The organism is Anaerolineaceae bacterium oral taxon 439, assembly GCA_001717545.1.
Lineage (GTDB): Bacteria > Chloroflexota > Anaerolineae > Anaerolineales > Anaerolineaceae > Flexilinea.
In genome coordinates, this window is the sequence record CP017039.1 from 1,498,378 (window position 1) to 1,522,899 (window position 24,522).

At 49.3% G+C, this 24,522-nt stretch carries 23 protein-coding genes and 1 tRNA gene; 6 read left to right on the plus strand and 18 right to left on the minus strand.

Features of this window, described 5'->3' with window-relative positions:
• Positions 1-14: 14 nt before the first annotated feature.
• Genes BEQ56_06725 through BEQ56_06735 form a run of 3 tightly spaced genes read right to left on the minus strand, consistent with a single transcriptional unit; the run spans position 15 to position 1,824 of the window.
• Positions 15-584 (minus strand): hypothetical protein, encoded by a 570-nt coding sequence (locus tag BEQ56_06725; GenBank protein ID AOH43196.1) that lies wholly within the window; start codon positions 582-584, stop codon positions 15-17.
• A 3-nt stretch (positions 585-587) separates the two neighbouring features.
• Positions 588-1,199, minus strand: a complete 612-nt coding sequence (locus tag BEQ56_06730) for a hypothetical protein (protein AOH43197.1) — start codon at positions 1,197-1,199, stop codon at positions 588-590.
• Between the two features lie 55 nt (positions 1,200-1,254).
• Positions 1,255-1,824, minus strand: coding sequence for a hypothetical protein (locus BEQ56_06735; protein ID AOH43198.1), 570 nt, complete (start codon positions 1,822-1,824; stop codon positions 1,255-1,257).
• A 573-nt stretch (positions 1,825-2,397) separates the two neighbouring features.
• Here BEQ56_06735 and BEQ56_06740 point away from each other — a divergent pair.
• From BEQ56_06740 to BEQ56_06755, 4 genes are all read left to right on the plus strand, one after another.
• On the plus strand, positions 2,398-2,952 hold the full coding sequence (locus BEQ56_06740) for a hypothetical protein (protein ID AOH43199.1): 555 nt from the start codon (positions 2,398-2,400) through the stop codon (positions 2,950-2,952).
• Positions 2,953-2,970: 18 nt separating this feature from the next.
• Entirely contained in the window at positions 2,971-3,396 is a 426-nt protein-coding gene (locus BEQ56_06745; protein AOH43200.1) for a flavodoxin, read from the plus strand.
• Between the two features lie 422 nt (positions 3,397-3,818).
• Entirely contained in the window at positions 3,819-6,035 is a 2,217-nt protein-coding gene (locus BEQ56_06750) for a (p)ppGpp synthetase (protein ID AOH44445.1), read from the plus strand.
• A 108-nt stretch (positions 6,036-6,143) separates the two neighbouring features.
• A complete protein-coding gene (locus BEQ56_06755) occupies positions 6,144-6,398 on the plus strand; it encodes a hypothetical protein (protein AOH43201.1) in 255 nt (84 codons plus the stop codon).
• A gap of 94 nt (positions 6,399-6,492) precedes the next feature.
• On the opposite strand, the gene BEQ56_06760 is transcribed toward BEQ56_06755, so the two are convergent.
• Positions 6,493-6,566 (minus strand) — tRNA-Gln (locus tag BEQ56_06760).
• A 136-nt stretch (positions 6,567-6,702) separates the two neighbouring features.
• Between BEQ56_06760 and BEQ56_06765 the strand changes: the two genes are divergently transcribed.
• Positions 6,703-7,386 (plus strand): hemolysin III family channel protein, encoded by a 684-nt coding sequence (locus tag BEQ56_06765; protein AOH43202.1) that lies wholly within the window; start codon positions 6,703-6,705, stop codon positions 7,384-7,386.
• Positions 7,387-7,731: 345 nt separating this feature from the next.
• Here BEQ56_06765 and BEQ56_06770 read toward each other — a convergent pair whose 3' ends face one another.
• The 10 genes from BEQ56_06770 to BEQ56_06815 all read right to left on the minus strand — a co-directional run bounded on the left by BEQ56_06770 (position 7,732) and on the right by BEQ56_06815 (position 18,655).
• Positions 7,732-9,015: a hypothetical protein gene (locus tag BEQ56_06770; GenBank protein ID AOH43203.1), complete on the minus strand. Its 1,284-nt coding sequence runs from the start codon at positions 9,013-9,015 to the stop codon at positions 7,732-7,734.
• A 14-nt stretch (positions 9,016-9,029) separates the two neighbouring features.
• On the minus strand, positions 9,030-9,473 hold the full coding sequence (locus BEQ56_06775) for a hypothetical protein (GenBank protein AOH43204.1): 444 nt from the start codon (positions 9,471-9,473) through the stop codon (positions 9,030-9,032).
• A gap of 41 nt (positions 9,474-9,514) precedes the next feature.
• A complete protein-coding gene (locus tag BEQ56_06780) occupies positions 9,515-10,324 on the minus strand; it encodes a hypothetical protein (protein ID AOH43205.1) in 810 nt (269 codons plus the stop codon).
• Between the two features lie 3 nt (positions 10,325-10,327).
• Positions 10,328-11,314: a hypothetical protein gene (locus BEQ56_06785; protein AOH43206.1), complete on the minus strand. Its 987-nt coding sequence runs from the start codon at positions 11,312-11,314 to the stop codon at positions 10,328-10,330.
• A 122-nt stretch (positions 11,315-11,436) separates the two neighbouring features.
• Positions 11,437-12,594: a hypothetical protein gene (locus BEQ56_06790; GenBank protein ID AOH43207.1), complete on the minus strand. Its 1,158-nt coding sequence runs from the start codon at positions 12,592-12,594 to the stop codon at positions 11,437-11,439.
• Positions 12,582-13,715, minus strand: coding sequence for a hypothetical protein (locus BEQ56_06795; GenBank protein AOH43208.1), 1,134 nt, complete (start codon positions 13,713-13,715; stop codon positions 12,582-12,584). The genes BEQ56_06790 and BEQ56_06795 overlap by 13 nt, the downstream gene beginning before the upstream one ends.
• 34 nt (positions 13,716-13,749) lie before the next feature.
• A complete protein-coding gene (locus BEQ56_06800) occupies positions 13,750-14,706 on the minus strand; it encodes a hypothetical protein (GenBank protein ID AOH43209.1) in 957 nt (318 codons plus the stop codon).
• A gap of 11 nt (positions 14,707-14,717) precedes the next feature.
• Complete coding sequence (locus BEQ56_06805; protein ID AOH43210.1) at positions 14,718-15,812, minus strand: amino acid ABC transporter substrate-binding protein; 1,095 nt, start codon at positions 15,810-15,812, stop codon at positions 14,718-14,720.
• A complete protein-coding gene (locus BEQ56_06810; GenBank protein ID AOH43211.1) occupies positions 15,813-17,360 on the minus strand; it encodes an ABC transporter ATP-binding protein in 1,548 nt (515 codons plus the stop codon).
• Between the two features lie 176 nt (positions 17,361-17,536).
• On the minus strand, positions 17,537-18,655 hold the full coding sequence (locus BEQ56_06815; protein ID AOH43212.1) for a hypothetical protein: 1,119 nt from the start codon (positions 18,653-18,655) through the stop codon (positions 17,537-17,539).
• Between the two features lie 515 nt (positions 18,656-19,170).
• Between BEQ56_06815 and BEQ56_06820 the strand changes: the two genes are divergently transcribed.
• On the plus strand, positions 19,171-20,028 hold the full coding sequence (locus BEQ56_06820; GenBank protein AOH43213.1) for a hypothetical protein: 858 nt from the start codon (positions 19,171-19,173) through the stop codon (positions 20,026-20,028).
• 196 nt (positions 20,029-20,224) lie between these two features.
• Here BEQ56_06820 and BEQ56_06825 read toward each other — a convergent pair whose 3' ends face one another.
• The 4 genes from BEQ56_06825 to BEQ56_06840 are packed head-to-tail and all read right to left on the minus strand — an operon-like array spanning position 20,225 to position 24,522.
• Positions 20,225-21,253 carry a galactitol-1-phosphate 5-dehydrogenase gene (locus BEQ56_06825; protein AOH44446.1) on the minus strand — a complete coding sequence of 343 codons (1,029 nt, stop codon included), beginning with the start codon at positions 21,251-21,253 and terminating at the stop codon, positions 20,225-20,227.
• A 22-nt stretch (positions 21,254-21,275) separates the two neighbouring features.
• Positions 21,276-22,430, minus strand: a complete 1,155-nt coding sequence (locus BEQ56_06830; GenBank protein ID AOH43214.1) for an oxidoreductase — start codon at positions 22,428-22,430, stop codon at positions 21,276-21,278.
• Positions 22,431-22,466: 36 nt separating this feature from the next.
• Positions 22,467-23,948, minus strand: a complete 1,482-nt coding sequence (locus BEQ56_06835) for a nicotinate phosphoribosyltransferase (GenBank protein ID AOH44447.1) — start codon at positions 23,946-23,948, stop codon at positions 22,467-22,469.
• Positions 23,935-24,522, minus strand: coding sequence for a hypothetical protein (locus tag BEQ56_06840; GenBank protein AOH43215.1), 588 nt, complete (start codon positions 24,520-24,522; stop codon positions 23,935-23,937). Before BEQ56_06840 ends, BEQ56_06835 begins: the two co-directional genes overlap by 14 nt.

Consider the following 24,522-nt stretch of genomic DNA (forward strand, 5'->3'; position numbering starts at 1 on the left):
CGAAGCCTTTGAGACTAAGCGAGGAACATCGCGCCGATAACGGCGCCGGCGAGCGTCAGCCAGATCGGATTGACTTTGAATTTTATGGCGGCGATCAGCGCCGCAGCGAATAACGCGGTCATTCCGATCGTTGTCGGCGTCATTGGGATGGATAAAATTTCGTGGAAGGTCTCAGCGTTAAAAAAGATCGACCTCGACAGTTTCAACGCCGTGAAGATCATCAATCCTCCTGTCGCTGGAACAATCCCGACGAAAAGGCCTTTGACGATTTTGCTGTCGTGAAAACGGTCGAGAAAGAGAAGGACAACTGTGCAGACCATCAGCGAGGGAAGAACCGCGCCGATCGTTGCCAGAAGCGCTCCGAGCCATCCGCCTTTGATGTATCCGATATAAGTCGCTGCGTTGACGGCGACCGGTCCGGAACAGAGCAGATCCAGCGCGGCCATATCAGCGAATTCAGCGGTCGTCAGTCCGACGCGGGCGATCCCCTCGTCGAGGATCATCGACATCATCCCATACCCGCCGCCGAAAGACGTGAATCCAATTTTCAGGAACATCAGGAATAGCGTAATCGCAATCGGCATCGTTTATGCCTCCTCTTTTCGCTGTGAACCGGCGGAGCGGTCCGCGAAGCGCAGGTAAAGAATTCCACAAGCGCCGCAGAAAAGGATCGTGTAAAACGCGCCGATCGGTGTCAAGAGGGGAATCAGCAGCGCGGCGACGATCATCACACGGGAAAAACGGGCGGACTTATTCTTGAGGATGATGTTAACGCCGGTCTGCGCCAGGACGGCGATCGATACGGCGCGGATCCCGTTGATCGCGCCGCGCATGATTCGCGATTCGGGAAGCTGCCGGAAGAGGATCGCGACGATGATCATGCTGAGAAACGCCGGAAGAACCGTCCCGGCGATTGCCATAGCGGCGCCGAAATTCCCGGCGATGCGTTTTCCCGTGAAGTAGCCGTTGTTGACGCCGATAATCCCGGGGAGCGAATTGCTGAGCGCGATAATTTCGGTATACTCGTCTTCGGTCAGGAGTTTATGCTTCTGCGTAATATCGTACATCAGTTGGGGCGTTGCCGCCATGCCGCCGGTGAAAGCGAAAGCCATGGCTTTCAGGTAGATCCTCAGGATGAGGAAGCCTTTCTGATAATCTGAGACGCTGACGCGCGGTTCCGGGACGGACGTTGTCGCCATAAAACGAATCCTTTCAGAGGGGATTTTTCAATGCGTTTTTTATTTAAGGATCTGACTAAAATCCGTTGAGTCCTTTAACGTCGGTCAGGATGTCGCGGATATGACGGTCGTTGAGAAGCGGGTTAATATTCGTTTCTCCGTAAACCCGTCCGACGGCACGAAGGTCAACGAATAGTCGTTCGATTTTTTTGTAATTGGCTCCGTGCTGCGCAATTGTGTAATAAAAGTCACAATTATCATAAAACGCGTTTTCTCCGGGATCGAGCTCCGGTTTATCCGGTTTTTTTGCGTTCCCGTCCGCGTCGCGAATGACGAGTTCGGAACCGTCGGAGAGGACGAAACCGGTTTGCAGCACGGTGATCGGCGTGCCGCCGCTGTTCGAAATGTACAGGTCGAACGTCGCATAGCCTTTTTTCTTGAACAGGACATGGTTGACATCGTCAATTTTGAATTGAACCGACGCTTTCGGCCTGGCTTTCGAGATCTGAACGAGCCATGCGAAGAGCCGGATGACGAGATAGAGGATGATCAGGAAAAAAGCGAGGAACCCGAAGATTCCCGCCCAGCGTGGATCGAAAATCGAGAAGAACCAATCCGGAAAGTTTTCAAGGGTGATACCGTTCATAGCACCTCGTTTACAGCCGTGTTACATTTTTTTTAATTGTAACGGATTTTCCGTCTTTTCCTCGGCGAACCTGCCATATCAGAAATCTTCCCGGACTAAATTGCAGTCCTGCCCTTCAAATCCACAATTCTGGAACGGATCGCATGAAATCGGCAGCACCGTTCCGTCAGGCAGGATGAAATTGACCTGAACGAGGAGCGCGTAGGCTTTTATGCCGATGACGCCCGTATCTGAAAAGCCGCTGAGGCCGGTGTTCTCTAAGCGGAATTTGCCGTGTTTCGTCCTTGCTTGTCAGCGTGTACGTCAAAACGTCGTTTTAATGTGTTCCGTGTTATTTCTTAGGGGGTTAAATGCAGCGCGGATTTACTACCCTCTGATTGCGTGCGACATCGAGCACAAACTTATTCGCCCTGATACCCCTTTCAAACCTGTAACGCACTACTCACTTATCAGATTCCTCAAAAAACTGGGGTTGACAGCAAAGTTAGCATATGCTAATATAGTCCCAGCGCGGTACAACGCAGCTAATTTTTATCGCCGCGGGTTAGAACTCTCTAACCACAGGAGGCCAGCATAACCGAAGAGATTCTTATTCATCATTGTGCGCCGACGCTCGCGGGAATAAAAGTCGGCGCGTTAGTCACGACGGAGATCGACGGTCTCGAATCGCTGGTTGGTTGGATCGACAGGGTTAATCAGGAGCTCGTGAGTAAGGGCGTCAATGTTCAGGCGCTCCGAGTCCGGAAGAATCGGGCGTTGCTCTACGTGTACCGGCCGAAGCAGCTGCGCGTAATTTTAGAAGATCTGCAGGCGCGCGACATGTTGGATCGGTTCGGTTATCGCGGGGCTGCCAGCGTGGCGGACATGGTAAATCGATTGGCGGAGAACGTTCGGGATCGTGAAACGTTTCCGCATGAAATTGGACTTTTTCTGGGCTATCCGGTCGAGGACGTTCGTGGTTTTATCGAGAACAAGGGGCTTGGCGCGAAAATGACCGGCGTCTGGAAGGTTTATGCTGACGTGGAATCGGCGGTGCGTTGTTTCCGTCGGTTTCGTAAATGCAGTCAGGTCTACGCGACGAAGTTTCGCGAGGGTTATTCGCTTTCGCGGCTGACGATCGCGATATAAAAATCAAGGAAGGTTATCATGAAGAAAGTTGCAGTTGTGTTTTGGAGCGGTACCGGTAACACGGAGCAGATGGCGAACGTTTTAGCGGACGCTATTGTCGAAGCTGGCGCGGAAGTCAAGGTTTTCACGGCGAGTGAATTCAGCGCAGCCGAAGTCGCGAATTACGACGCGATCGCGTTTGGCTGCCCCGCGATGGGGAATGAAGAACTTGAGGACAGCGAGTTCCAGCCGATGTTCGACGGTTGCAAGCCGGAGCTCAAGGGAAAGCCGATCGCGCTCTTTGGTTCGTATAGCTGGGCGGAAGGCGAGTGGATGCGAACATGGGAAGCGGACTGCGTCGCGGATGGCCTGACGTTGGTCGGTTCGCCGGTGATTTGCTTTGAAGCGCCGGACGACGAGGGCGTTGAAAACCTGAAAAAACTGGCTGCGGAGCTCGTGAAATAAGAATAATTCTTCTCTGAATCTTTCGTGTAGACGCCGGCCTCCCTTTTGTTTCATTCTCCAAGCTTTATTCGGCGTGGACACGGAATGGATTCGGCAACTATTTCTCCCTTCTTACAGAACTGCCAGGCGAACAGCCTGGCAGTTTCCCGTTTCGGCGCCGATTGGTCTCTGTCGAAAACGATGATGGGCTTTGTCCTGAACGGGCGTCCTGAACGGCCTGGTAATGATTCTGGCGGTATCGGACGCTTGCGGGTTGAAATCTCCGTGAAATACGTTAAAATAGTTTGGCATAACTGCACATCGGTATCGACGGGAACTTCGAACTACGGAGTTCCCGGAAACGAGGGATGATTCTTTTCAAGGCTGAAAATCTCCCTCCGGCGGAGAAATTGCCGCGATGCGGGAAAGGTTCGGATTGGCCGATGTTACTGGATGATTTAATCAAGTGCTTACCAGAATTTTATACGCAGGTCGATATTGATCTGGTTCGACGAGCTTATGCGTTTGCGGAACGGGCGCATGCGGATCAGATTCGAGATTCAGGCGAGCCCTATATTACGCATTGCGTCGCGGTTGCGATGATTTTGGCGGAGATGAAGTTGTCAGTGACGATTATCGCTGCCGCGCTGCTGCATGATACGATTGAAGACAACGAAGCGGTTACCGACGAGGTCCTGACAGAGGAGTTTGGGGAAGAGATTCACTTGCTGGTTTCGGGCGTGACGAAGCTTCGGCAGATTAAGCGGATGGAACATGACCGTTCGACGTTCGGACCGATCGATCGGGATCGGATTCCGGCCGAAGCGGAAAGCGCGCCGGAGATTCAGGAGCCCGAGGCGAAGGAGCGGGCGCGGAAAAAGGTGCTCAAGACGGAGAATACGCGGAAAACGATTCTGGCCATGGCCGACGATCATCGCGTTATTTTTATCAAGCTGGCCGACCGGCTGCATAACATGCGGACGCTCGGATATACGACTCCGGAGAAGCAGAAACGCATCGCGCAGGAGACGCTCGATATTTACGCGGCGCTGGCGAACCGGCTCGGTATTTATCGATTTAAGTGGGAGCTCGAGGATTTATCGTTCCGTTATCTCTATCCGGAACAGTACGCCATGATCACCGAATCGATCGCCGCGACGCAGTCTGCCCGCGAACGGGAGATTCAGAAAATTCAGGCGAATATTACTGAGGTCATGGCGCAGGCGGGGATTAAATGCACCATCAGCGGGCGTTCAAAGCATATTTATTCGATTTATCAGAAGATGATGGATCGGGGGAAGCCGTTGGAGGAGCTTCGGGATTTGCGCGGACTGCGGCTGATCGTTGACGATATCCCGAGCTGTTACGCGGCGCTGGGTCAGATTCATACGCATTGGCGCCCGATTCCGAATGAATTTGACGATTATATCGCTTCGCCGAAGGAAAATTCCTATCAGTCGCTCCATACCGCGGTCGTTTATTCCGATGGAAAACCGCTTGAGGTCCAGATCCGTACCGTCGAGATGCATAAATTGGCGGAATACGGCGTCGCCCGGCACTGGAGGTATAAAGAGCGCGGAAAAATTGACGAGATGACGCTGAAGAAGGTCGAATTTCTCCGACGTGCGAAAGACCTGGAGAAGGACGGGAAATCGGCGGATGAGTTCATGGAGCATATCCGCGAGGAATTGAAGGATCGCGTCGAGGTTTTCACCCCGAATCAGGACCTGATTAATCTGCCGATCGGTTCAACGCCGATCGATTTCGCGTATACGATTCATACGGAAGTCGGGAACCGCTGCCGCGGGGCGAAGGTTAATGGAAAAATGGTCCCGCTGAGCTATAAGCTTAAGAACGGGGACGTCGTATCGATTACGACGACGAAATCGGGCGGCCCGAGCCGGGACTGGCTGAATCAGAATTTAGGGCTGGTCAATACGCAGCGGGCCCGTTCCAAGATCAATAGCTGGTTCAAAAAGCAAGACCGGGAACAGAATTTAGTTCAGGGTCGAGACATGGTTCAGAAGGAGCTGAAGCGGTTGGGGTTGGCCGAGCCGGATTTCAACGAGCTGGCTAAATCCTTCGAATATAAGAACGCCGATGATATGTTTGTCGGCGTTGGCTGCGGCGATTTATCGATTTTCCGAATTATTACCCGCCTTTCCGAGGCGCAGAAGCCCTCTGATCTTCCGTTCTCGAAGGGTCAGACGGGCGCGTCAAGCGGTATCGCGATTGAAGGGCTCGGGAAGGGAATCTATACGACGCTGGGAAAATGCTGCAGCCCTGCGCCCGGAGACCCGATTGTCGGGTATATTACGAAAGGACGAGGCGCGACGATTCATAAAATTGACTGCCCGAATTTAGCGCGCGTTCAGAACCCGGAACGGATCTTACCCGTATCCTGGGGATCGGGAACCGTCCGCTATCCGGTCTCGATTACGATTCAGGCGTATGACCGGAAGGGCCTGGTCAACGAGATTACCAATCTGCTGGTCAAGGAGAATATCAATCTGATCAACTTCAATGTCATGGTGACGCATAATTACGTGACGATTAAGTCCGTTATCGAGGTTATCGATATCTCGGAGCTGATGCGGATTTTGACGAAAATTCATGGACTGCCGAACGTTGTCGACGCGTATCGGGATCGTCCGGGGTGACAAAATACGCGGATCTTCTTTACAGGTTATCCGCTATCGGTTAGAATAGCGGCACAATCGAGGGAACAGAAGCCCGGAAGTCAGGTTTTACGAAACAGGAGAGGGAAAATGGCGAGAATTCGATGTAAATATTTGGAATGTGAATTCTTGGACGATAACTATTGCAGCGCGGCTTTGGTTGAATTGGATTCGAATCGCGGCTGTCTGACGTTTACTCCATCGTCGAAGAAGCCGGTCGAGGATATGATCGACACGGTTGACGATATGGACGACTGGTACAAGAACGACAATGACGAGGAGGATCTCGACGTCGAGGATTGGATTGAAGATGAGCCGGAGGAGGAAGACGAGGAAGGCTATTAACTCCGTTTCCGTCGTGCGAATCGATAACGGTGGGAAATGTTTTTTCTTTTTTTGATGATGAAATCAAAAACCGACGTATGCGTCGGTTTTATTTTAGCTGGGGACAAAGGATTCGAACCTCTACATACAGATTCAGAGTCTGCTGTCCTGCCATTAGACGAGTCCCCAATCACTAACGAATTTATTTTAACACGGTTTTGAGAAATGTAAAGAAAATCGCTGAAATAACGTGCGGCGGGAAAAACCGACTTAGAATGAAAGTGAATCGCCGCGTGGATTTGGATTGGGCGGTTCAGGAGGGAAAATGTGTGCTGTTAAAAGGATTTCCTTAAAGGATCGGCTGTTGCCGGATTATACGTCCGGGGAGGAGCTGTTCCATATGATTTCGCATATTGTCGGCGTCCTTTTCGGGATTACCGCTTTCTTTATTCTGACCTGGCGTGCCATGTGGAGGCATGATTTATGGGCGTTTGGCACGGGGCTGGTCTACGGGATTATGATGACGCTGTTGTATACGATGTCCAGCGTTTATCATGGGCTGAGGCCGGGGATGGCGAAGAAAGTTTTTCAGGTCCTGGATCATTGTTCAGTTTTCCTGCTGATTGCGGGGACGTATACGCCGCTGCTGCTGAACGGGCTGCGCGCTGGGCGCCCGGGGTTGGCATGGTCGACGTTTGGCGCGATCTGGGGCGTGGCGTTGATCGGGATTACGTTGACTGCGATTGACCTGAAAGCCTTCCGTATTTTTTCGATGGTTTGCTATCTGGGATTGGGCTGGGCCGCGGTTTTCGTCTGGGGCCCGATGGCGAAGGCATACGCGGCGGTCGTGATGCGGCTACTGTTAGCGGGCGGCGTCGCTTATACGGTCGGTGCGGTTTGCTATATTATCGGGAAACGCAAGTCCGTGCGATACGTGCACGGAGTTTTCCATATCTTCTGCCTGATCGGGAGCGTCCTTCATTTTATTTCGATCCTTAGCCTGGGGTAGGCGGCGCTGATATCAAGAGAGTGATTCAAGCCGAATTTATCGTGTCTTTATACATCAGCGCATCGATGACATTTTTTGCCGTTGGTCTCTCGCTGCGTTCTCCGCGCTGGGACAAGGAGCTGATTTTCAGTAGGGTTATGCGGAAGCCGAGGTTTCCCCGGCTTCCGCGTTTGTGCGCCTGGTTTGTGTGATACGCAAGGGCGTGGCTATCCGCCAATCAGAAAAAATTTTTTTGGCAATGATCCCAGGAAAATCCAGGAATTCTGACTTTGGGCAGCCTCATCTTTAAATAATCCCTAATTCCTTTTTTACATAAAATCTTTCATGCTCTCGTCAGGAGCGAATTTAAGACCCTTCATACCTGAATTCCGGGTGATTGATTCGATATTTTTCGCCAAGCGATATTGCGATGAAACCGATGATGCAAGCGCCTATATAAAGACCGATTGCCATTATAAACGCACCGCTATAAGAGCCAAGTCTATCGTAGAATAATCCAATTGATGAGTAAAGTCCTCCGCCGATCAGGCTGTTCGCTACCATTAAAATAGACCAGATATCCGAATAATGCCTGCTCCCTACAATGCTGCGTGTCATAAGAGGGCATTGTACCGTATACATGCTCATACCTAAACCGACTACAAACGAAGCGATATAAGCAACATTGGGCGTTTTATAACTGATAAACATCAGCAAATACCCTGTTGTTGTCGTTATTGCCCCCCATAATAATCCTGCTTTTACCCCGAATTTATCGTTGATCCATCCGAGAATCAGGCTGCAAAGGATTCCTCCAAGCCCTAAACACATTCCTGCCTGCGCGCCGAAGTTAATACTTTGATCAAGTTCCATGGTAGCGAACGGGGTTATATACCCTGAAACTCCGCTTCCATAACTATACATAAGACAGGCAATCCAGGAAATATAAAGAAGCGGAAGCATGAAAGCTTGTTTCTTGTTCAAGCTCCAGTCGCTGTCATTTCCTTTGACTGCTGCGTCCTGGCGCAATTCCTCTTCCATTCCATAAGGCTTGCATCCTGCTTCTTCCGGACTTTTGAGCAATACGAACGCCGCGGGTACGGTGATGACAAATCCCATCGCAGCTAAAAGGAAATAAGCTATTCGCCAACCAAAAACAGTAATGAATTGTGCAGCTAACAAACCATAGCCGATCGTTGCAGCGCTGCCTACAGCTATAATAATACCTAAGACGGTACCGGTTTTTTTCTTAAACCACATATTAACGACAATCGGGACTGCGACAAAACCGGTAAAAGCTTGAGACGCGCCGATTAATCCGCCAGAAAAATAGAACATAGGCACGGAATGATAGGTCCCCATCAGCGCTAATCCAATTACATCGATCAGGGAGGCAATGCCAAAAACAAGTCCAAGCCGTTTGGTTATCAATATTTTTGCGGAAGTCGTATACAATAGAGCCATAGCGATAGCGTTAATGCTGATCGTCATTGTAAACTCACTGACATCACAGCCCAACTCTTTAACAATAGGTTCAACGAAGTTCGCTGTCATTGCCGAAACGGCTCCTGCCGTTCCTAATTTGACGAGAACCAGCGCGACTAAGATCTTAATTGAATAATGTGATTTTAAATCATTTACTCTTATCATTTAGTTAGCCTTGTTTATTCTATTGGATCAATCTGGATAAAGTCATTTGTTCCCGCTTCAACAAAGCTGTCATAAGATGCGGAAATAAATGCGTTGAACTGTGTCTTATATTCCGGAGAATGAAGCGATTCGGAGCAAAGAAAAAAATACATTAGAAAAGCCCAAACGATTAAAAGCCCTGTTAAGGAGCTTAGAAAACTTTTAACCTTGAAAAACGGCAAGGTGTTTCGTAAAAAAGTATCCGAAAGGAAAAGAGCGGGGCTGAGAAGCATCAATGTCAATATGAATGACGAAATCTTCGTGATAACTGTATCCGCGGACGACGCGGGGATCAAGGGCGGCGTAATCATGGCAATCATAAAAAAAACGAAACAGGAGCCGTAGTAAATAAGCGCGATTCCTTTCTTCCATGGCGTATCGCTTCGAAATCCCAGCAATTTTCCAGCTTCCTTTTTCACAGCGTCTTTTCCTTGTTTAATGAACTTCGTTTCCCTGCAACTTACTCATTTTCTAATTCTCGAACTTTTTTTACATATTCCGCGACGATTTTTCCGATAACCGGGCCTCCCCAATGACCTCCTTCAAATGCGGAGCCTACTAAAGCTCCGTCTGCAAAGCGCAGTCGTTCTTTACAATTGGAGACATCCGTTCCGCCGCCCAGGATCACCGGTATATTGCCTGCTGATTTTACGTCTAAGACCAGACGTTCGTTCTGATCAAGGTTCTGATCGTATACTTCGATCGCATTGGCGCCGAGACGCATAGATGTCGCCGCCATATTCTTTATATTTTCAGAATCGTATTTTCCTTTGTGATGGTACCCGGAAATTTCAGCTAACAAGCCAATTTCGTTTGCCTCAATTTTCCGACGATATTCGGCTACTTTCAATGGCTGCGCCACAATTTTTCCATACATCGAGTCTGTATCACCCGCTAAAGCCGTACAGCGCGTAAAGTCCGCTCCTGCGGCTTTACAAACAGCCAGGGAGGGGGTGATGCAATTCCACATAATTTGAGCTCCAAGGAGAAAACTTGCGCCGACCGCGTCACGGCAGCGAGCGACGATCGCGGCGAGTCCGGCTACGCGAGCGTAATCTGTATCGTCGGTCGAGGGGTAATATACGTCGACAGTTTGAATTAAACCGCCGTCAGCGCCGTTCTTTTTAAGCGTCAGGCAGTCTTCAATCGCTTTTGTTGTCATTTTTTCAAGGTTGCCATTCTCATATAACGGCGTCCCTAACATGGGCAGCAGATGAACTAATCCGATGATCAATTTCTTGTTGTTGAGATTATCGAAACATGTCGACATTTCTTATTCCTTTCCGATTGCATTTGTTTCCTGATATTTACGTAAGCAGGTGTTGACCATAGCTTCAGCTTCCGTTCGGACTTCAGCAAAATCAGGAATAATTCCGTATTGCCGAATATTCATGCTGGAAGCCACATTCGCTAAAATCCCTACCATCAAGGGCGACATTCCTTCTGCGTATGCGTACAACGCTGCGCCTGTTGATGTATTGCCGCATCCTGTCGGGTCCACAACGGGCCCGGGCGCAGGCGGGAGGTAAATCACGTCGGTTGGCGTCACGACATAAGCGCCGCGCTCGCCAACCCGGAACAACGTTAAATCTACGTCAAGATATTGCAGCGCAGTAATGCAGGCTTGATCGCCGACACAGCCGAACAGATTCTGCGCTTCCCCTATGTTTATACTGAAGGCATCGACATTTTCGGCACAGATGGTTTTGATATCTTGTAAATAATGTTTAAACGCCCATGGATTTTCAATTTCCCACATTAGTTTAAATCCGTCCCGTCTCTTGATTTCCCCCAATTTTTCCCAGACTGTCCGGTCTGCGTTTTGCGCAAGATATACCCCTTTCACGCAGGCGTTTTGCGTTAGACAGCCGATTTCTTCGGGTTTGGTTTTCAGATATCCGAAATCCTGCCAGGCGTCGTTCTTCAGCCAATATTCTTCATCCGATAGGCTTTCTTCCCCTTTTTCTTCATAATAAGCGCCGCTCCGATCTTTAAATCGCATGATGGAATGGTTGCTGCGGTCGCAGATTACCTTGAATCCGCGCGTATCGACTTTATTTGCTTGCAGCCAAGGATGAAAAATTGGTTCATAATCTGCGCCGACGTTGCTGCATTGAATCACGTTATCCGTAAATAGACGTATTCCGCTATATGCAAAGGTGGCAGGTCCTCCGATATGTTCTTTACCGGATTGGGTTCCATCTGAAAATATTACTTTGTCAAGCATTACATTTCCTGCTGCGATGAATTCGTATGTCATGCGGAATTTCCCCCTTCTCGTGGTTGTTTGTTGCTGTCGATAAGATTATAAAATACGATAAAATTTAAATTCATGACACTAAAATTAAATAAAAATAAGAGGCGATCGCATTTCGAAATAAGTCATACGATTCTGATTGGGTTTGTTCCCAGCGTCATTTTCTCAAAGAAAGAACCTCCTCTGAAAAATGGCTCGTTCAGTTCTTTGGCGCGGTAACCGGCAAAAAGTCCGCCGGGGACATAGCTAAGCAGCGGCGCCAGGAAGCTCCAATTCTGTTCAGGCATCGGGAGCGGACAATAACGAACCGTTTCCGTGATCCCGATTTTATCAGGCTCGCGGTCACAGAAGACGAGGACGTCGCGTCCGCCGGTTTTCACCTGGATATTGACTGTATCGGCGATATGATCCAGGTTTTTCGCCCCGCTATCTATCAAGACCATTTCTCCAATATCTTTGCCGGGATACATTAAACCGTTAACATGGCAATAATTTTCACTGTCGATTACGGAACAGGCATCGCCTGAAAGCTCTGCCATTTTTGCTGCGATAAATTTACCGCAGCTGAACAATGGTCCGTCCGCAGTGACCTCGAAGACTTTTTTATCCTTCCAGGCCAAAGCTGTTTCAAACGCCGCGTCGTCAATTTCCTGAATCCTGGAATAGAATGTTTCGAAATAAACCGCTATATGGGCTCGCATTTCTTCCAAACAAGGTTTACTCAGGCGCTTTTCCGCCAGAGCGGCAGCGAGCACATACATGGAAATCATGGACGCGTAGTACGTGCGCAATCCGGAAACGTTGTCCCCCGCAGGCGTGTTGGTATGGTAAGTGAATTGAGCTGTTTTAGCGGCTCTCGATTCCGGATGATCCGTTAGCGCGACAGAAATGCAGCCATAGCGATTCGCCCTCGCCAAAATTTCCGCGATACGAGCAGGTCCGCCGGAATTGCTGATCGCGATGACTAATGTTCTGTCTTCGTTATCAGAATAGTTCGTGTATCGGCCGGCTTCAATTCCAGGGTAAGCTTCGTATCGAACCTCGGGCAGGTAACGCGCGAAACAGTCTTTCGCTTCGGCAGCTGCTAAAAAGGAATCCCCACAGCCGCTGGCGACGATTCGATTTATCTTGAGCGGATCTGTTTTTTTCAGCAGCTGCGCCACAGATTGTACGGATCGATCAAACTGGATGATGCTGAGTGTTTTCAAATCCATGCATTGCAGTCGAAATGTATTATCTAAGTCGCTTTTCTTCATCTGTTCAGCCTTTGTCAAAGTATCCATTGCTGGCTCCTGTAATCATAGCGCCCTCGGAAAAAGAGTTTGTCGTTTATCGCGGCAAGATACGCCCCTAATAAGGACCCGGGAATGAAATCCATCAGCGGCATTAGCCAAGGTTCCGCAGGCGTGATTCGGCAAATAGACGTTTCTTCAGGAATCGAATCATCCGCCGACGCATCTGTGACGACTAAAACAGGACGGCCGATATCGACAGCTGATTGCAGCGTGTATTGCATCCGATCGAAGTCAGGGGCCTGAGAATTCATCAGCGCGATTGTGCCGATCGTGTCGGGCTCACGCAGAAAGTAATTAATGTGACACCAGTCTTCGGAATCAGCATGGGTGCAGTGGACGCCCGCGCATTCGATCATTTTTTCCTCGACAAACTGCGCAGAAAATCCTTCATTTTCATCCCCGATGATCTCGAATTTCGAAAAGTCCTTCCAGTCCGAAGCGATTGAGAACATCTGGCTGTCAATACGTTCTAAATCTTCTAAAAAAGTTTTAGTGTATTGAACGATCTGTTGTTGAATTTCATCAAACCGCGCCTGTGTGATATGCCCCTGGATCAGGCCGACATATGCGCTAAACGCATTCAGCGCTATCATGCTGGCAAAATATGAACGCAGTCCGGGCGAATTACAGCCATCCGGCGTTTCGACATGAAAAACTCTGTCAGCAGCCAACGCGCCTTGGGATTCAGGGTTGTTGGTTATCAGCATGGTTTGCACGCCGTGTTTTTGCCCTTTGCGCATCATTTCAACAATCCGCTCAGAACCTCCGCTGGCACTGATAGCGATGACTAAAACTTCGTTTTTCAGGCAGCCTTTGAGTAATTCTTCTTCGGTGTAAAAACGACAAAATTCCATCGGGTCCGGTACAACCGTGTCATAAACGTTACTGTGAAGTCGAAACGCATGAAGCATTGAACCCGCCGCGGAGTAAGAATCGCCACAACCGGTGATGACCACTCGCTTCAGGTTTTTGAATTGTTTTTCGCTCATCAAGCTGGAGAGCTTTGACAGGTTAAAACAACGCTCCACCTGAAGTTCCACCAGATCCCTTAAATTCTCAATTTGAAGGTTGATGGTGTTGTAGTAGTTTTTCTTATTCAGTAAATTCAAGGGATTTCTCCTCTCTTTATCCATGTCCTGGGATTTATTTTGTGATGTTTGGATCCATTTGTTCCAGCTGCTTTACTTTTTTCTTCAACATCCTTTCTTCCGCGCCGGATCGCCATGCTGAAATGACAATATAAATCAACGTAGAAAGGATAAACGGAAGCGCCATCAGCAGATAAGCATCATTGATGACGGGCTGCAAATAGTTCGAGCCTGCATATGCGAGCCCGAAGACAAAGCTCATGATCAGCGCGCCGAAAGGTTCGTTATTGCCGATTGTTGCCGCAGCCATGCCGATAAAACCCCTGCTTCCTGTCAACCCTTTCGAAAAGAAGCTCTGATATCCCATTGATAAATACATACCGCCGAAGGCTCCGATAGCGGCGGCGATCAGGAACGCGATCGTATAAACTTTTTTCGTGTTGATGCCGACCGATTCCGCCGCTTTAGGATTTTGCCCAATGGCTCGCATTCGAAGACCGAGCTTGGTTCGGAATAAAAGAAACCATACGGCTAAAGTCATAACAAGCGCGATGTAAGTGAAAACATTATGCCCGGAGATGATAGCGCCGAGAAACGGAATTTCTTTTATAAATGGGATATCGATATTCCCCAACGCTAAGCTGGATATCGTGCCGGCGGTATTCGCTTTGGTCCCGGTGATAATCCACATGACGAAAATTACCGCACCTCCGATAGCCATATTCATGGAAATTGACATCAGATAAATATCCACCTTCATCACAAAGGCCGCGAAGCAGATAATCAGCGTTATGATCATTGAGACGATAACGCCAGCTAAAATTCCGAGCCAAACGTTTTGAAACAGAGCGCTGAAGATGACGCCTGATAAAGAAGCTGCAAGCATCATGCTTTCGCCTGCCATGTTCATGAGTCCGGCCTGAGCGGAAAGCGTAGAACAAATCGCTACATAAATGATAGGCGTTGAAATCCGAATAACCGAATAAATGAAATTTGAAATGAAGTCTAACAAAGCTTATCTCCTTATATTCCCATCTCACGAGATGCTTTGATAATCGCTTTCTGGCGGCTCTTTCCAAGAAATTCTTCAGCTGCCACAAAGAAGATGATGACCGCCTGAAGCATCGTTACTAATTCAATGGGGATGTTCGTGTTCGTGTTCAGAACGGCGGCGGCTGTACGAATGTACGCTAAAACAAACGCGGTAATCGGAACGAAGATCGGATTCTTTCGCGCCATTACCGCAATTATCAGTCCATCCATTCCGATGTTGGTTAAAGTAGCTACCTGATAGCAGTTGTACGCGCCAAAGTTTTCTACGGCCCCCGCAACACCAGCGAAGATCCCGCCGATAATTTGCCCCAGAAAAGAGTTTATCTGGGTGTTGATTCCAGAGTATTTTGCGAAAGTCGCGTTCGCGCCGGTAATACGGATCTCGACGCCAATTCGCGTTCGGTAGAATAGAACGCAGGCAATTATTACGCCGATAATTGAAAACCAGATCCCTTCATTCAAATTCGTATTATTCCAATAGCGAGTGAAACGCATATTATCAGGATATAAAGGTGTGGAAATGAAGGAGGATGTACGATCGGCGATCGTCGCACGGATTACCGCCAGCGTTACATATAGACAGACCGTGTTGAGAATAATGGATGTAACGGTTTCGCTTGCCCCTAATTTTTCTCTTCCGTAAGCCGGAATTAAAGAGACTAAACCTCCCGTAACGGCGCAGATAACGACAATAATCAGTTGGTTGATAATCTTGGGCAGCCCGGGCATAATAGTTTGACCGAAGCTGCTCCCAAACATCAGCATCAGAACCGGCAGCGGAGCGATATTAATAATACCTTCCCCGATCATGCTGAAACGACCGCTGGCGTAAACGAAGCACATACCGCAACCTGTAATCATGTACGGCGCCATACGTGACAGGACTTGAGCGAACCTGCGCCGGCTGGTGAATGGGCCGATAGCAAAATTATAGAGCGCGGTTCTCCATGCTTCCGATCCGGAGATGAGTACAATAATTACCAGGCAGATCGAATAGGCAATTACAATACCCAGGAAAACTCGAAGGACCTCGTAAAGACGGTCAATTCTTTGTACTTTCTTCATTTACAGGCCTCCCATTTCTTCCACGGCCATTCTGCGGACGCCGAGCATATATTCGCCCAAAGTATCATCAGATACATTCTTTGCATCCTTGAATTGCGCAACAATTTTCCCGCTCTTCATGACCAGTATGCGGTCAGAAACTTCTGTGAGCTCTGTCAGATCGGAAGATATCAGGAGAATCGCGCAATTTTTTTCTCGGGACGCTCTTACCAGCAATCGCCTGATCAGATCGGCAGTTCCGATATCAATACCCCGCGTAGGCTGATTTGCAATAATGAAGTTCGCGTCTCCTGAGAATTCGCGAGCGACAATCACCTTCTGAATATTTCCTCCGGAAAGAAATTTGATATTTTCGTTTCCATCTATGCATGCGACTTCAAATTTGTTAATGCACTCATCAACAAACTTATTAAGTTCTTTCATTTTCAGAAAAGGGCCGGTTCGGAATCTGTTGCCGGCGAGATAGATTGCCGCAATATTATCCTGTATAGATAGATTGTTCGCTATCCCGAATTTCATGCGGTCTTCGGATATATGCGCCATTCCCATTTGCCGAATCTGCATGATCGTTTTGCCGGCGGTTTCCTGATTGTTGAGTATGATTTTCCCAGAAGTCCTCTGGAGCAGTCCGGCGATAATCTCGGAAAGCTCTGTCTGTCCGTTGCCTTCCACGCCTGCAATGCCGACAACTTCTCCTGCTCGGACGGTGAAGCTAAGCTCATCTATTGTGCGCTTTCCGAAATCGTCTATATAATTGAGTTTTTCAATTTTAAGAATGCATTCCTTGGGCTGAGCTTTTTCTTTTTCAATCTTCAGAGAGACTTCTCTCTCGACCATCATTTTTGATAATTTGATAGTATCTAAATCTGCGATATTCCCATTTCCGGTAACTTTGCCATGCCGCAGGACGGTCACACGATCGCAAAGTTCCATGACTTCGTCAAGCTTATGAGAAATGAAGATGATGCCGTATCCCTGATCACGCAATCTTTTTAGTTGGACAAAAAGCTCTCGAGTTTCCTGCGGCGTAAGAACGGCAGTGGGTTCATCCAGAATAAGCACTTTGCAGCCGCGGGACAACGCCTTAAGCAATTCAACTTTTTGCTTCTGCCCAACGGTCAGGTCGCGGATCATGTGATTACAATCGACGCCGAGATTGTATTTGTTGCTGATCCCTTGAGTCATTACGAGCGCTTGTTTCCTGTCGAAAACGGGCCCTCGCCCCGGTTCCATTCCCAATACCACATTTTCGGCGACGGTCAGGTTTGGCACTTGCATAAAATGCTGATGGACCATTCCTATTCCCTTGGCAATTGCATCCAAGGGCGAGGTAATATGAACCTCTTCTCCGCTGATATAAATTTTGCCTGTCTGGCAATTTTCCATGCCAAACAGAATCTTCATCAACGTAGTCTTGCCCGCGCCGTTTTCACCGACTAAAGCATGGATTTCATTTTCATTTACACTAAAGGTTACATTGCGATTGGCGATGAATCCATTGGGGTATATTTTTGTAATTTCTTCCATTCGAAGAAGCTCTTTTGTCATTTTTGCATCCCCAAACAGTCGTTTTCATGACTTTTCAAATAACGAGTCTTCAACTCAGCGCTAAACCGATATTCATCCGATAATTCCCGATCTGAGAATTATCGGATCTCCATGGGGTTGAAAGCAGGTTTTTTCAACCCCATGTGAACTGTTTACATGATTGCTGCAAAAAGCACTTATTTTACGAATTCCGCATTCGGGTCGTCACGGTATGTAGCGAAAGCTTCATAACTATCGAAGTCATAATAAGACGGAACCACGATTTCCCCAGAGCCGATCTTTCCGATAATCTCCTTAAGCTTCGCTTGAATATCTTCGGGGACATATGCTAAGAAGTTTTCATTTTCCAGGTAGCCGACGCCGTCTTCAAAGATTCCCCATACCTGATTCCCGGCAGGAATCTTATGCTCGCCGTTGACATCATCAATGATCTTCTTCGCAATCGGAGCGATATTCTTTGTTATGGATGTGAGGATGTTCTGATATCCTAATGCGGCGGATTCGTCCTTTGCTGCAATATCTTTCAGGTAAGAGTATTGATCATAGTCGCAGCCCAAAACAAAAAATCCTTTTTCAATGCCGCCATGCTCCTGAGCGGCCTGACAACCGGCTAACATCATCTGTGCGGTAATCGGCCATACGGCATCGCAGCCATTATCATACATCACGTTCATCGCTTCGTATACAGCAGACATGGACGTTTCGACCATATAAGAATGAAGCCAGGCAATATCCAAGCCGAGCTCTTTTTTCGCATATTTCGCGCCAGCCAACCAGCCTGTGCTGAAGTCGTTAAGGATCGGGCTGTCGGAAGAGATGCAGCCGATTTTGCCCGTCTTCGTCATCAAAGCTTGAAGAATTGCCGCTATAAAGGAAGATTCGTTTTGTGCGAACGTAATTCCGTATACGTTTGGAGATTTAAACTCAACGCCTTTTCCTACATCGTAATAGATGAAAGTCGTATTGGGAAATTCCGCCGCTGCGTCGTCTACGATATCCTGGATATACCAGGCTGGGCCGAGAAAGTAATCATATTTACTGGTTTCCAGCGCATCCCAGTAAGAGTTAATGGCTAACGCCGGATCGTAGGCTCCATATTCTACCAACGTCCATTCCAGATTGTATTGCTCAGCGATTTCCTGTACGGCGCGATAACCCATATCGGACAAACCGAAGTCCCCAATAAACGCTGTGAAAAAAAGGATTTTTCCTTTTTCTTCTGCAGCCGCTTTATTAATATTGACAAATCCAAATATCACGGTCAGTGATAAAACCAACGCAATCAGACGTTTCATCGTTTTGTTCCTTTGCTCTTTCTTTTGTGTTTGAATAAAAAATATGTTCTTAGAACGAATAAAAATGTTTAATCAGCTGTCGCTTTAAAGGTAATATGTCTATAAGCTGTATTGTGAACCGTTCCCTCCTTTTTCTGATCATTCCTTTTTATGCGAATTCGCTTTGTTTTAATGACTAATCAAATTGTATCTATTGTAAACCCCGTGTTTTTGGAAGTCAATCAGTTTTTTATAAGGAATAGGATGTAAAAGAAAATGTTCGAAAAACTTTTTCTTTAGGAAAAACATGACGCTAATGTTGTTTGAAATGTGTGTTTCTTACGATCTTTGCGTCCTTATTTTGTTCTTAACTCGGATCATATATTTGTTGACGCAAAGTTATGTGAAATTCGCTCTGTCAGTATGGGAAGCTTCATAACAAAGTGAATCAGGGCTATTTTTAATGTTTTCATCGATGCAAAAGCTCAGGCTTTTGTTCCCAACGAATCTGGTATGCCAGGATCTTAGCAACTTAATTGGACGGCCTGTCATATTTTACAGAAAAAATCGTACGTGATCCATTACAATTTTATTGTTATATCTTCAAAGAAGTTTTACGTAAATGGGGAAATACGTTCGTGTCCAATTCATTAAGGTTAGACCAGATTTATTCATTGCTCTTAAAAAAAGGAAGTGTAACTGTAGAGGAGCTATCTGATTCCTTTCATGTTACGCCTACGACGATCCGACGCGATTTATTGGTTTTGGAGGAACGAAAGCTGATATATCGTTCGCGTGGCAGCGCCAGTCTCCGTGACGCTGCGGATACGTCCAAGGATATTTTGCGAGCTGAAAAAATCCGTATTGCAAAAAAAGCGGCGCAATTCGTCGAACCTGATATGGCCCTGAGTCTGGACAGCGGTTCTACCAACCGGTTTCTGGCGGAAGAACTACTTTGCGATGAAAGATTCCGGTATGAAGAGTTGAATATCGTAACCTATTCGCTTCGGACAGCACTGACAACGTCTCAAAAGTTTAATGTGTCTATTCCCGGGGGCGCGGTTTTTACTGCGCAGGACGCGATGTTGGGTCTTGAAGTTGAAAACTTTTACAAAAAGATCAATGTCGACGTAGCGTTCGTAGGCAGCACCGGGGTCCGGGACTGTTCCGGGCCTACCGTATCCTATCCTGTTCAACTCCCTGTCAAGCAAGCGGCGGCTAGCTGCGGAGCTCGGAGAATCGTTCTTCTGGATTCGCAGAAATTTATCCGACGCGGTGTCTATGTGATTTGTGAGTGGCAGAATATTGATACGCTGGTCACGATACAAACTCCGGAAAACGAAGAACAGCTTGAAAAAATCGCTAAATGCGGCACCAACATTGTATTAGCGTAAATGCGTTATTGCTCGGTTGAAAAGCGATAATATATTATTTATTTTTTTGACAGTCTGATTTTTCCGGAAGAATTTTACGGCGATCTGTGGAAGCTGGCATGATTACGCGAGATGAAGGGAATTGGAAATGAAATAAAAAATGGAACCCACGGCTGAAAACCGAAGCGTTCCATTTATCTCCAGACCCGTCTGCGTTTTACGGGTTCAGCACGACCTTGACATAATCCCCGTCGCCGGCGTACAGCCGCTGAAACCATGCGTCGCCGTCTTTCAGCGGAGCGGTCGCGCTGATAATCTTATCCAGTCGGATCGTTCCGCGCGCGATCATGTCCAGGCAGGCGGGATACTCGCCGGCGGACGCGCAGGAGCCGCGCAGCGTCAGTTGGCGGGTAACGACCCATTGCATGGGGAAGTTTACGATCGGCGTAATATTTCCGACGAGGACGATTGTCCCGCCTTTCCGCGCTGACTTGAGCGCCAGGTCAAAGGCTTCGTCGACGCCGACGACTTCGAGAACGATATCCGTCCCTTCGCCGTTCGTTTCTGATCGGATCGCCTGGATCGCGTCCGGCTCGAAATCGAACGCCTGGTCCGCGCCCATCTGCAGCGCGAGTTCCCGATGAAACGCGTTGCGGTCGACGACGAGGATCTTCCCGTATCCCGCGGCGCGGAGCGTCTGGATGATTAGAAGCCCGATTTTTCCCGCGCCGATAACCGTTGCCGACGCGTTCAGCTCGCGCGGACAGAGGTTGACCGCATGCAGCGCGACCGAAAGCGGTTCAACCAACGACGCCTGGGCAAAGGTGACGTTGTCGGGAAGTTTATAGAGAATATGCGCCGGGACCGCGATATATTCGGCGAACGCGCCATCCTGCCGATAGTCGTCGCAGGAAACGCCAAGGACGCGGCGGCTGCCGCAGAGATTAACGGCCCCGTGCATGCAGTAGCTGCAGCGATTGCAGTAGATCGTCGAATCGAAGGTGACGCGGTCGCCGACCGCCCAGCCTTCAACGCTCGCGCCGATGGCTTCAATGACGCCGGAAGCCTCGTGTCCCATGATCACGGGCGGCTGACGCCGGCCGGTTGAGCCGTCGTAACCATGAATGTCGGAACCGCAGATTCCGCAGGCTTTCACGCGGATCAGGACTTCGTTTGCCTGAATCGCTGGTTTGGGGACCTGCCGATAGACGAGTTTTTTGTACTCGGTCAGAACTAAAGCGTTCATCATTTCACTCATGCTTCTCTCCTCAGGAATTCGCGCCGATCGTGCGCGAGTATAGCGGATGGCTCGTCCGTCCGTCGAAATCAGGTCCGCTTTCGGGCGCGAGCGGGAACCGGATGGCCTGATGGTCGCGCTGCGAGCGGTAGATCGCGGTGATCAGTTCGACAGTTTTTCGTCCGGCGATTCCGTTAACAAGCGGTTCGCGGCCGTTCGCGATCGCATCCAGGAAGTCGCGCAGCTGCAGTTCATGATAGTAGCTCATCGGATCGTGCGTTTCGGTAAAAGCGGCGTCTTCGGCTTTCCAGTCCGGCAGGCGGTTTTCTTCGCCGGGAATCGTCCAGATATCGTTGAACGGCGGCTCGACTTTAGCGGTGACTCCTGAAATGAACGAAGAGCCGCCTTCGATCTGCGCGCCGATCGACGCTCCGTTGCTGCCGTGAACGTGGAGCTTCCCCCACAACCCGGGTTTCTGCGAATTGGAGACGTAAAGCTGCCCGATCGCGCCGGACTTGAAACGGATAAGCGCCATGGCGCTGTCTTCGATTTCGACGGTCGGATGATTAAAGTTATCCCAGAGCCCGAATAATTCGTCGACGTCTCCCATAACCGACAGGAGCAGGTCGATTTGGTGTGGCGTCTGATTGATCATGACGCCGCCTCCTTCCTCGATCCATTTCCCGCGCCATGAGTCCATCTCATAGTATTCCGGGCTGCGCCAACCCATGACTTCCAGCGTCGCGGAGGTCGGACGCCCGATTTTTCCGGCGCGGATCGCTTCGACCATGCGCAGGAAAGGCGGATAGTAGCGGCGCTGGCTGATAACGCCTAATTTTACGCCGGCCTTTTCGCAGGCGGCGATCGCCAGATCGCAGTCCTGCAAAGAGGCGGCCAACGGCTTCTCGCTGATAACGTGCGCGCCGTTTTTGGCGGCGTTGACGATATGGACGGCGTGGAGCGGATGCGGCGTGCAGACCGCGACGGCGTCGATTCCGTTTTCACGGATCATCGCTGTCGCGTCGGTATACGCAGGAACGCCGAATTTCTTGCCGAACGCTTCCGCGCGCGCGCGGTCAACGTCGCAGACGGCGCTCAGGCGGCTCGATTCGAGCTTCCCGAAACATTGCGCATGCGTCATTCCAACTTTTCCGCAGCCGATGACGGCGGTTTTGAATTCCTTCATGAATTTTCTCCTTATCATCCTCTGGGATCGACGGTTTTACTGAATTTTCTGGACGCGCGAGCGAATTTCGTTCAGCATGCCGGTTTTCAAATCCCAAAGACGTTGGGACAGGTCGACATAATAAACATGCGGATTTTCCAGACGTTTAACCTCGTCCCAGAGTTCGGCGATTTTCTGCGCCGATTCGGCGCGAATCGTTTCCAGGTCGGGGAGCTGATAAACGAGTTCGCCTTTTTCGAAGATCGGGGCAAGAAGTTTTTTCGCGTAGAAGTCGGAGACGGTTTTCCGCTTCGACGGTTCGATCGGATCGAAAATTTCGTAGGGAACGTTATCTTCGATTATTTCGTCGGTCAGCGTTAATACGTCGGCGACCGGATGATGGTCCCCGCTTTCGTATAGCCGCCAAACATCTTTGAATCCGGGCGTGGTAGCTTTTTCGAAGGTATCGGAGAGCTTGATTTTCGGCGTGATCGTCCCGTCTTTCTCGATCATCGCGACGAGTTTGTAAACGCCGCCGAAGACTGGCGAACTCGCCGCGGTAATCAGCTTCTCGCCGACGCCGAAAACGTCGATTTTTGCGTCCTGGATCAGGAGCGATCGAATGATCCGTTCGTCGAGCGAGTTGGAAGCGAAAATTCTGCAATCCTGTAAGCCGGCTTCGTCGAGCATTCTCCGCGCTTTTTTTGAGAGGTAAGCGATGTCGCCGCTGTCAAGGCGGATCCCGACCAATCTTTTTCCCATCGGTTCGAGAATTTCTTTCGCGACTTTAATCGCGTTCGGAATGCCGGATTTCAGTGTGCTGAACGTGTCGACGAGCAGGTTGCAATGATCCGGGTAGGTTTTCGCGTAGGCGACGAAAGCTTCAAATTCGCTGTCGAAGGATTGGACCCAGGCATGCGCCATCGTTCCGTTCGCCGGGACGCCGAAGCGGGAATCGGCCCAGGTATTCGCGGTCGCGCTCGCGCCGCCTATGTACGCAGCTCGCGCGCCGTAATTCGCCGCGTCGAAGCCTTGCGCCCGGCGGGTTCCGAATTCGAGGATCGCTCTCCCCTGAGCCGCACGGCAGATTCGGTTCGTTTTTGTCGCGATCAGGGATTGATGGTTGATTGTCAGAAGGACCATCGTCTCAATCAGCTGCGCCTGAATAATCGGGCCGCGGACGCGAACGATCGGTTCGCCGGGAAAAATCGGCGTGCCTTCCGGAATCGCCCATACGTCGCACTCAAACTTGAAATTCCGCAGGTAGTCGATAAATTCCGGCGAGAAGAGTCCCCGCCCGTTCAGATATGTCAGGTCGGCCTCAGTAAAATGCAGATTCGCGAGGTATTCGACGACCTGTTCGAGACCCGCCAGGATTGCGAAACCGCCGTCGTCGGGAACATTCCGGAAGAACATGTCGTAGACGGCGATCTGATCGCGCATCCCTTGCTCAAAATAAGCGTTTCCCATCGTCAATTCGTAAAAATCGACGAGCAGCGTCAAGTTGCGGTTATCGTAAGTTTGTTTATGCGTGTTCATCATTGGTTGTTTTGAATCCATTCAGGAGATATTGGGTCTGGTAGAACTGATTGATTTCGTCTGCGTCATGCCCGATCGCGTCGTACGTTTCGATCAGGCGGAGCGGAAGGATGAGATGCGGAACGCGGCGGATCCGGTTGAAATGATATTCCGATTCGAGGAATTTCTGCGTGATAATCGCGAAATTATTGACGCAGAGATCCGTGCAGCAGCCGACAATATAGATTTCTTCGAAGTCATCCCAGTTAAATATCGGGTTTGTCCGTTGATACTCGGCGAGCTCGAAGAAACCGCCGGTTGTGTATTTCGGGACGACCCAATCGCAGAGCGGGGCTAATTCGGGGACGATTTCCGATTCGCCGCTGGTGGAAAGACAATGCGGCGGGAAGACGGTGAATTCATGATCCGAAGGCGCGTGAGTATCGGTCAGCGCGAGAATTTTCGCGCCTGTTCGCTTCATTTTTTCGCAGAAATGAGCGATTGGTTGGATAAGGGCTTCCGTTCGCGGGCTGTAAAGCGCGCCGGCTTTCGCGAAACCGATATTCATGTCCATGATCACGATCAGTCGATTCAT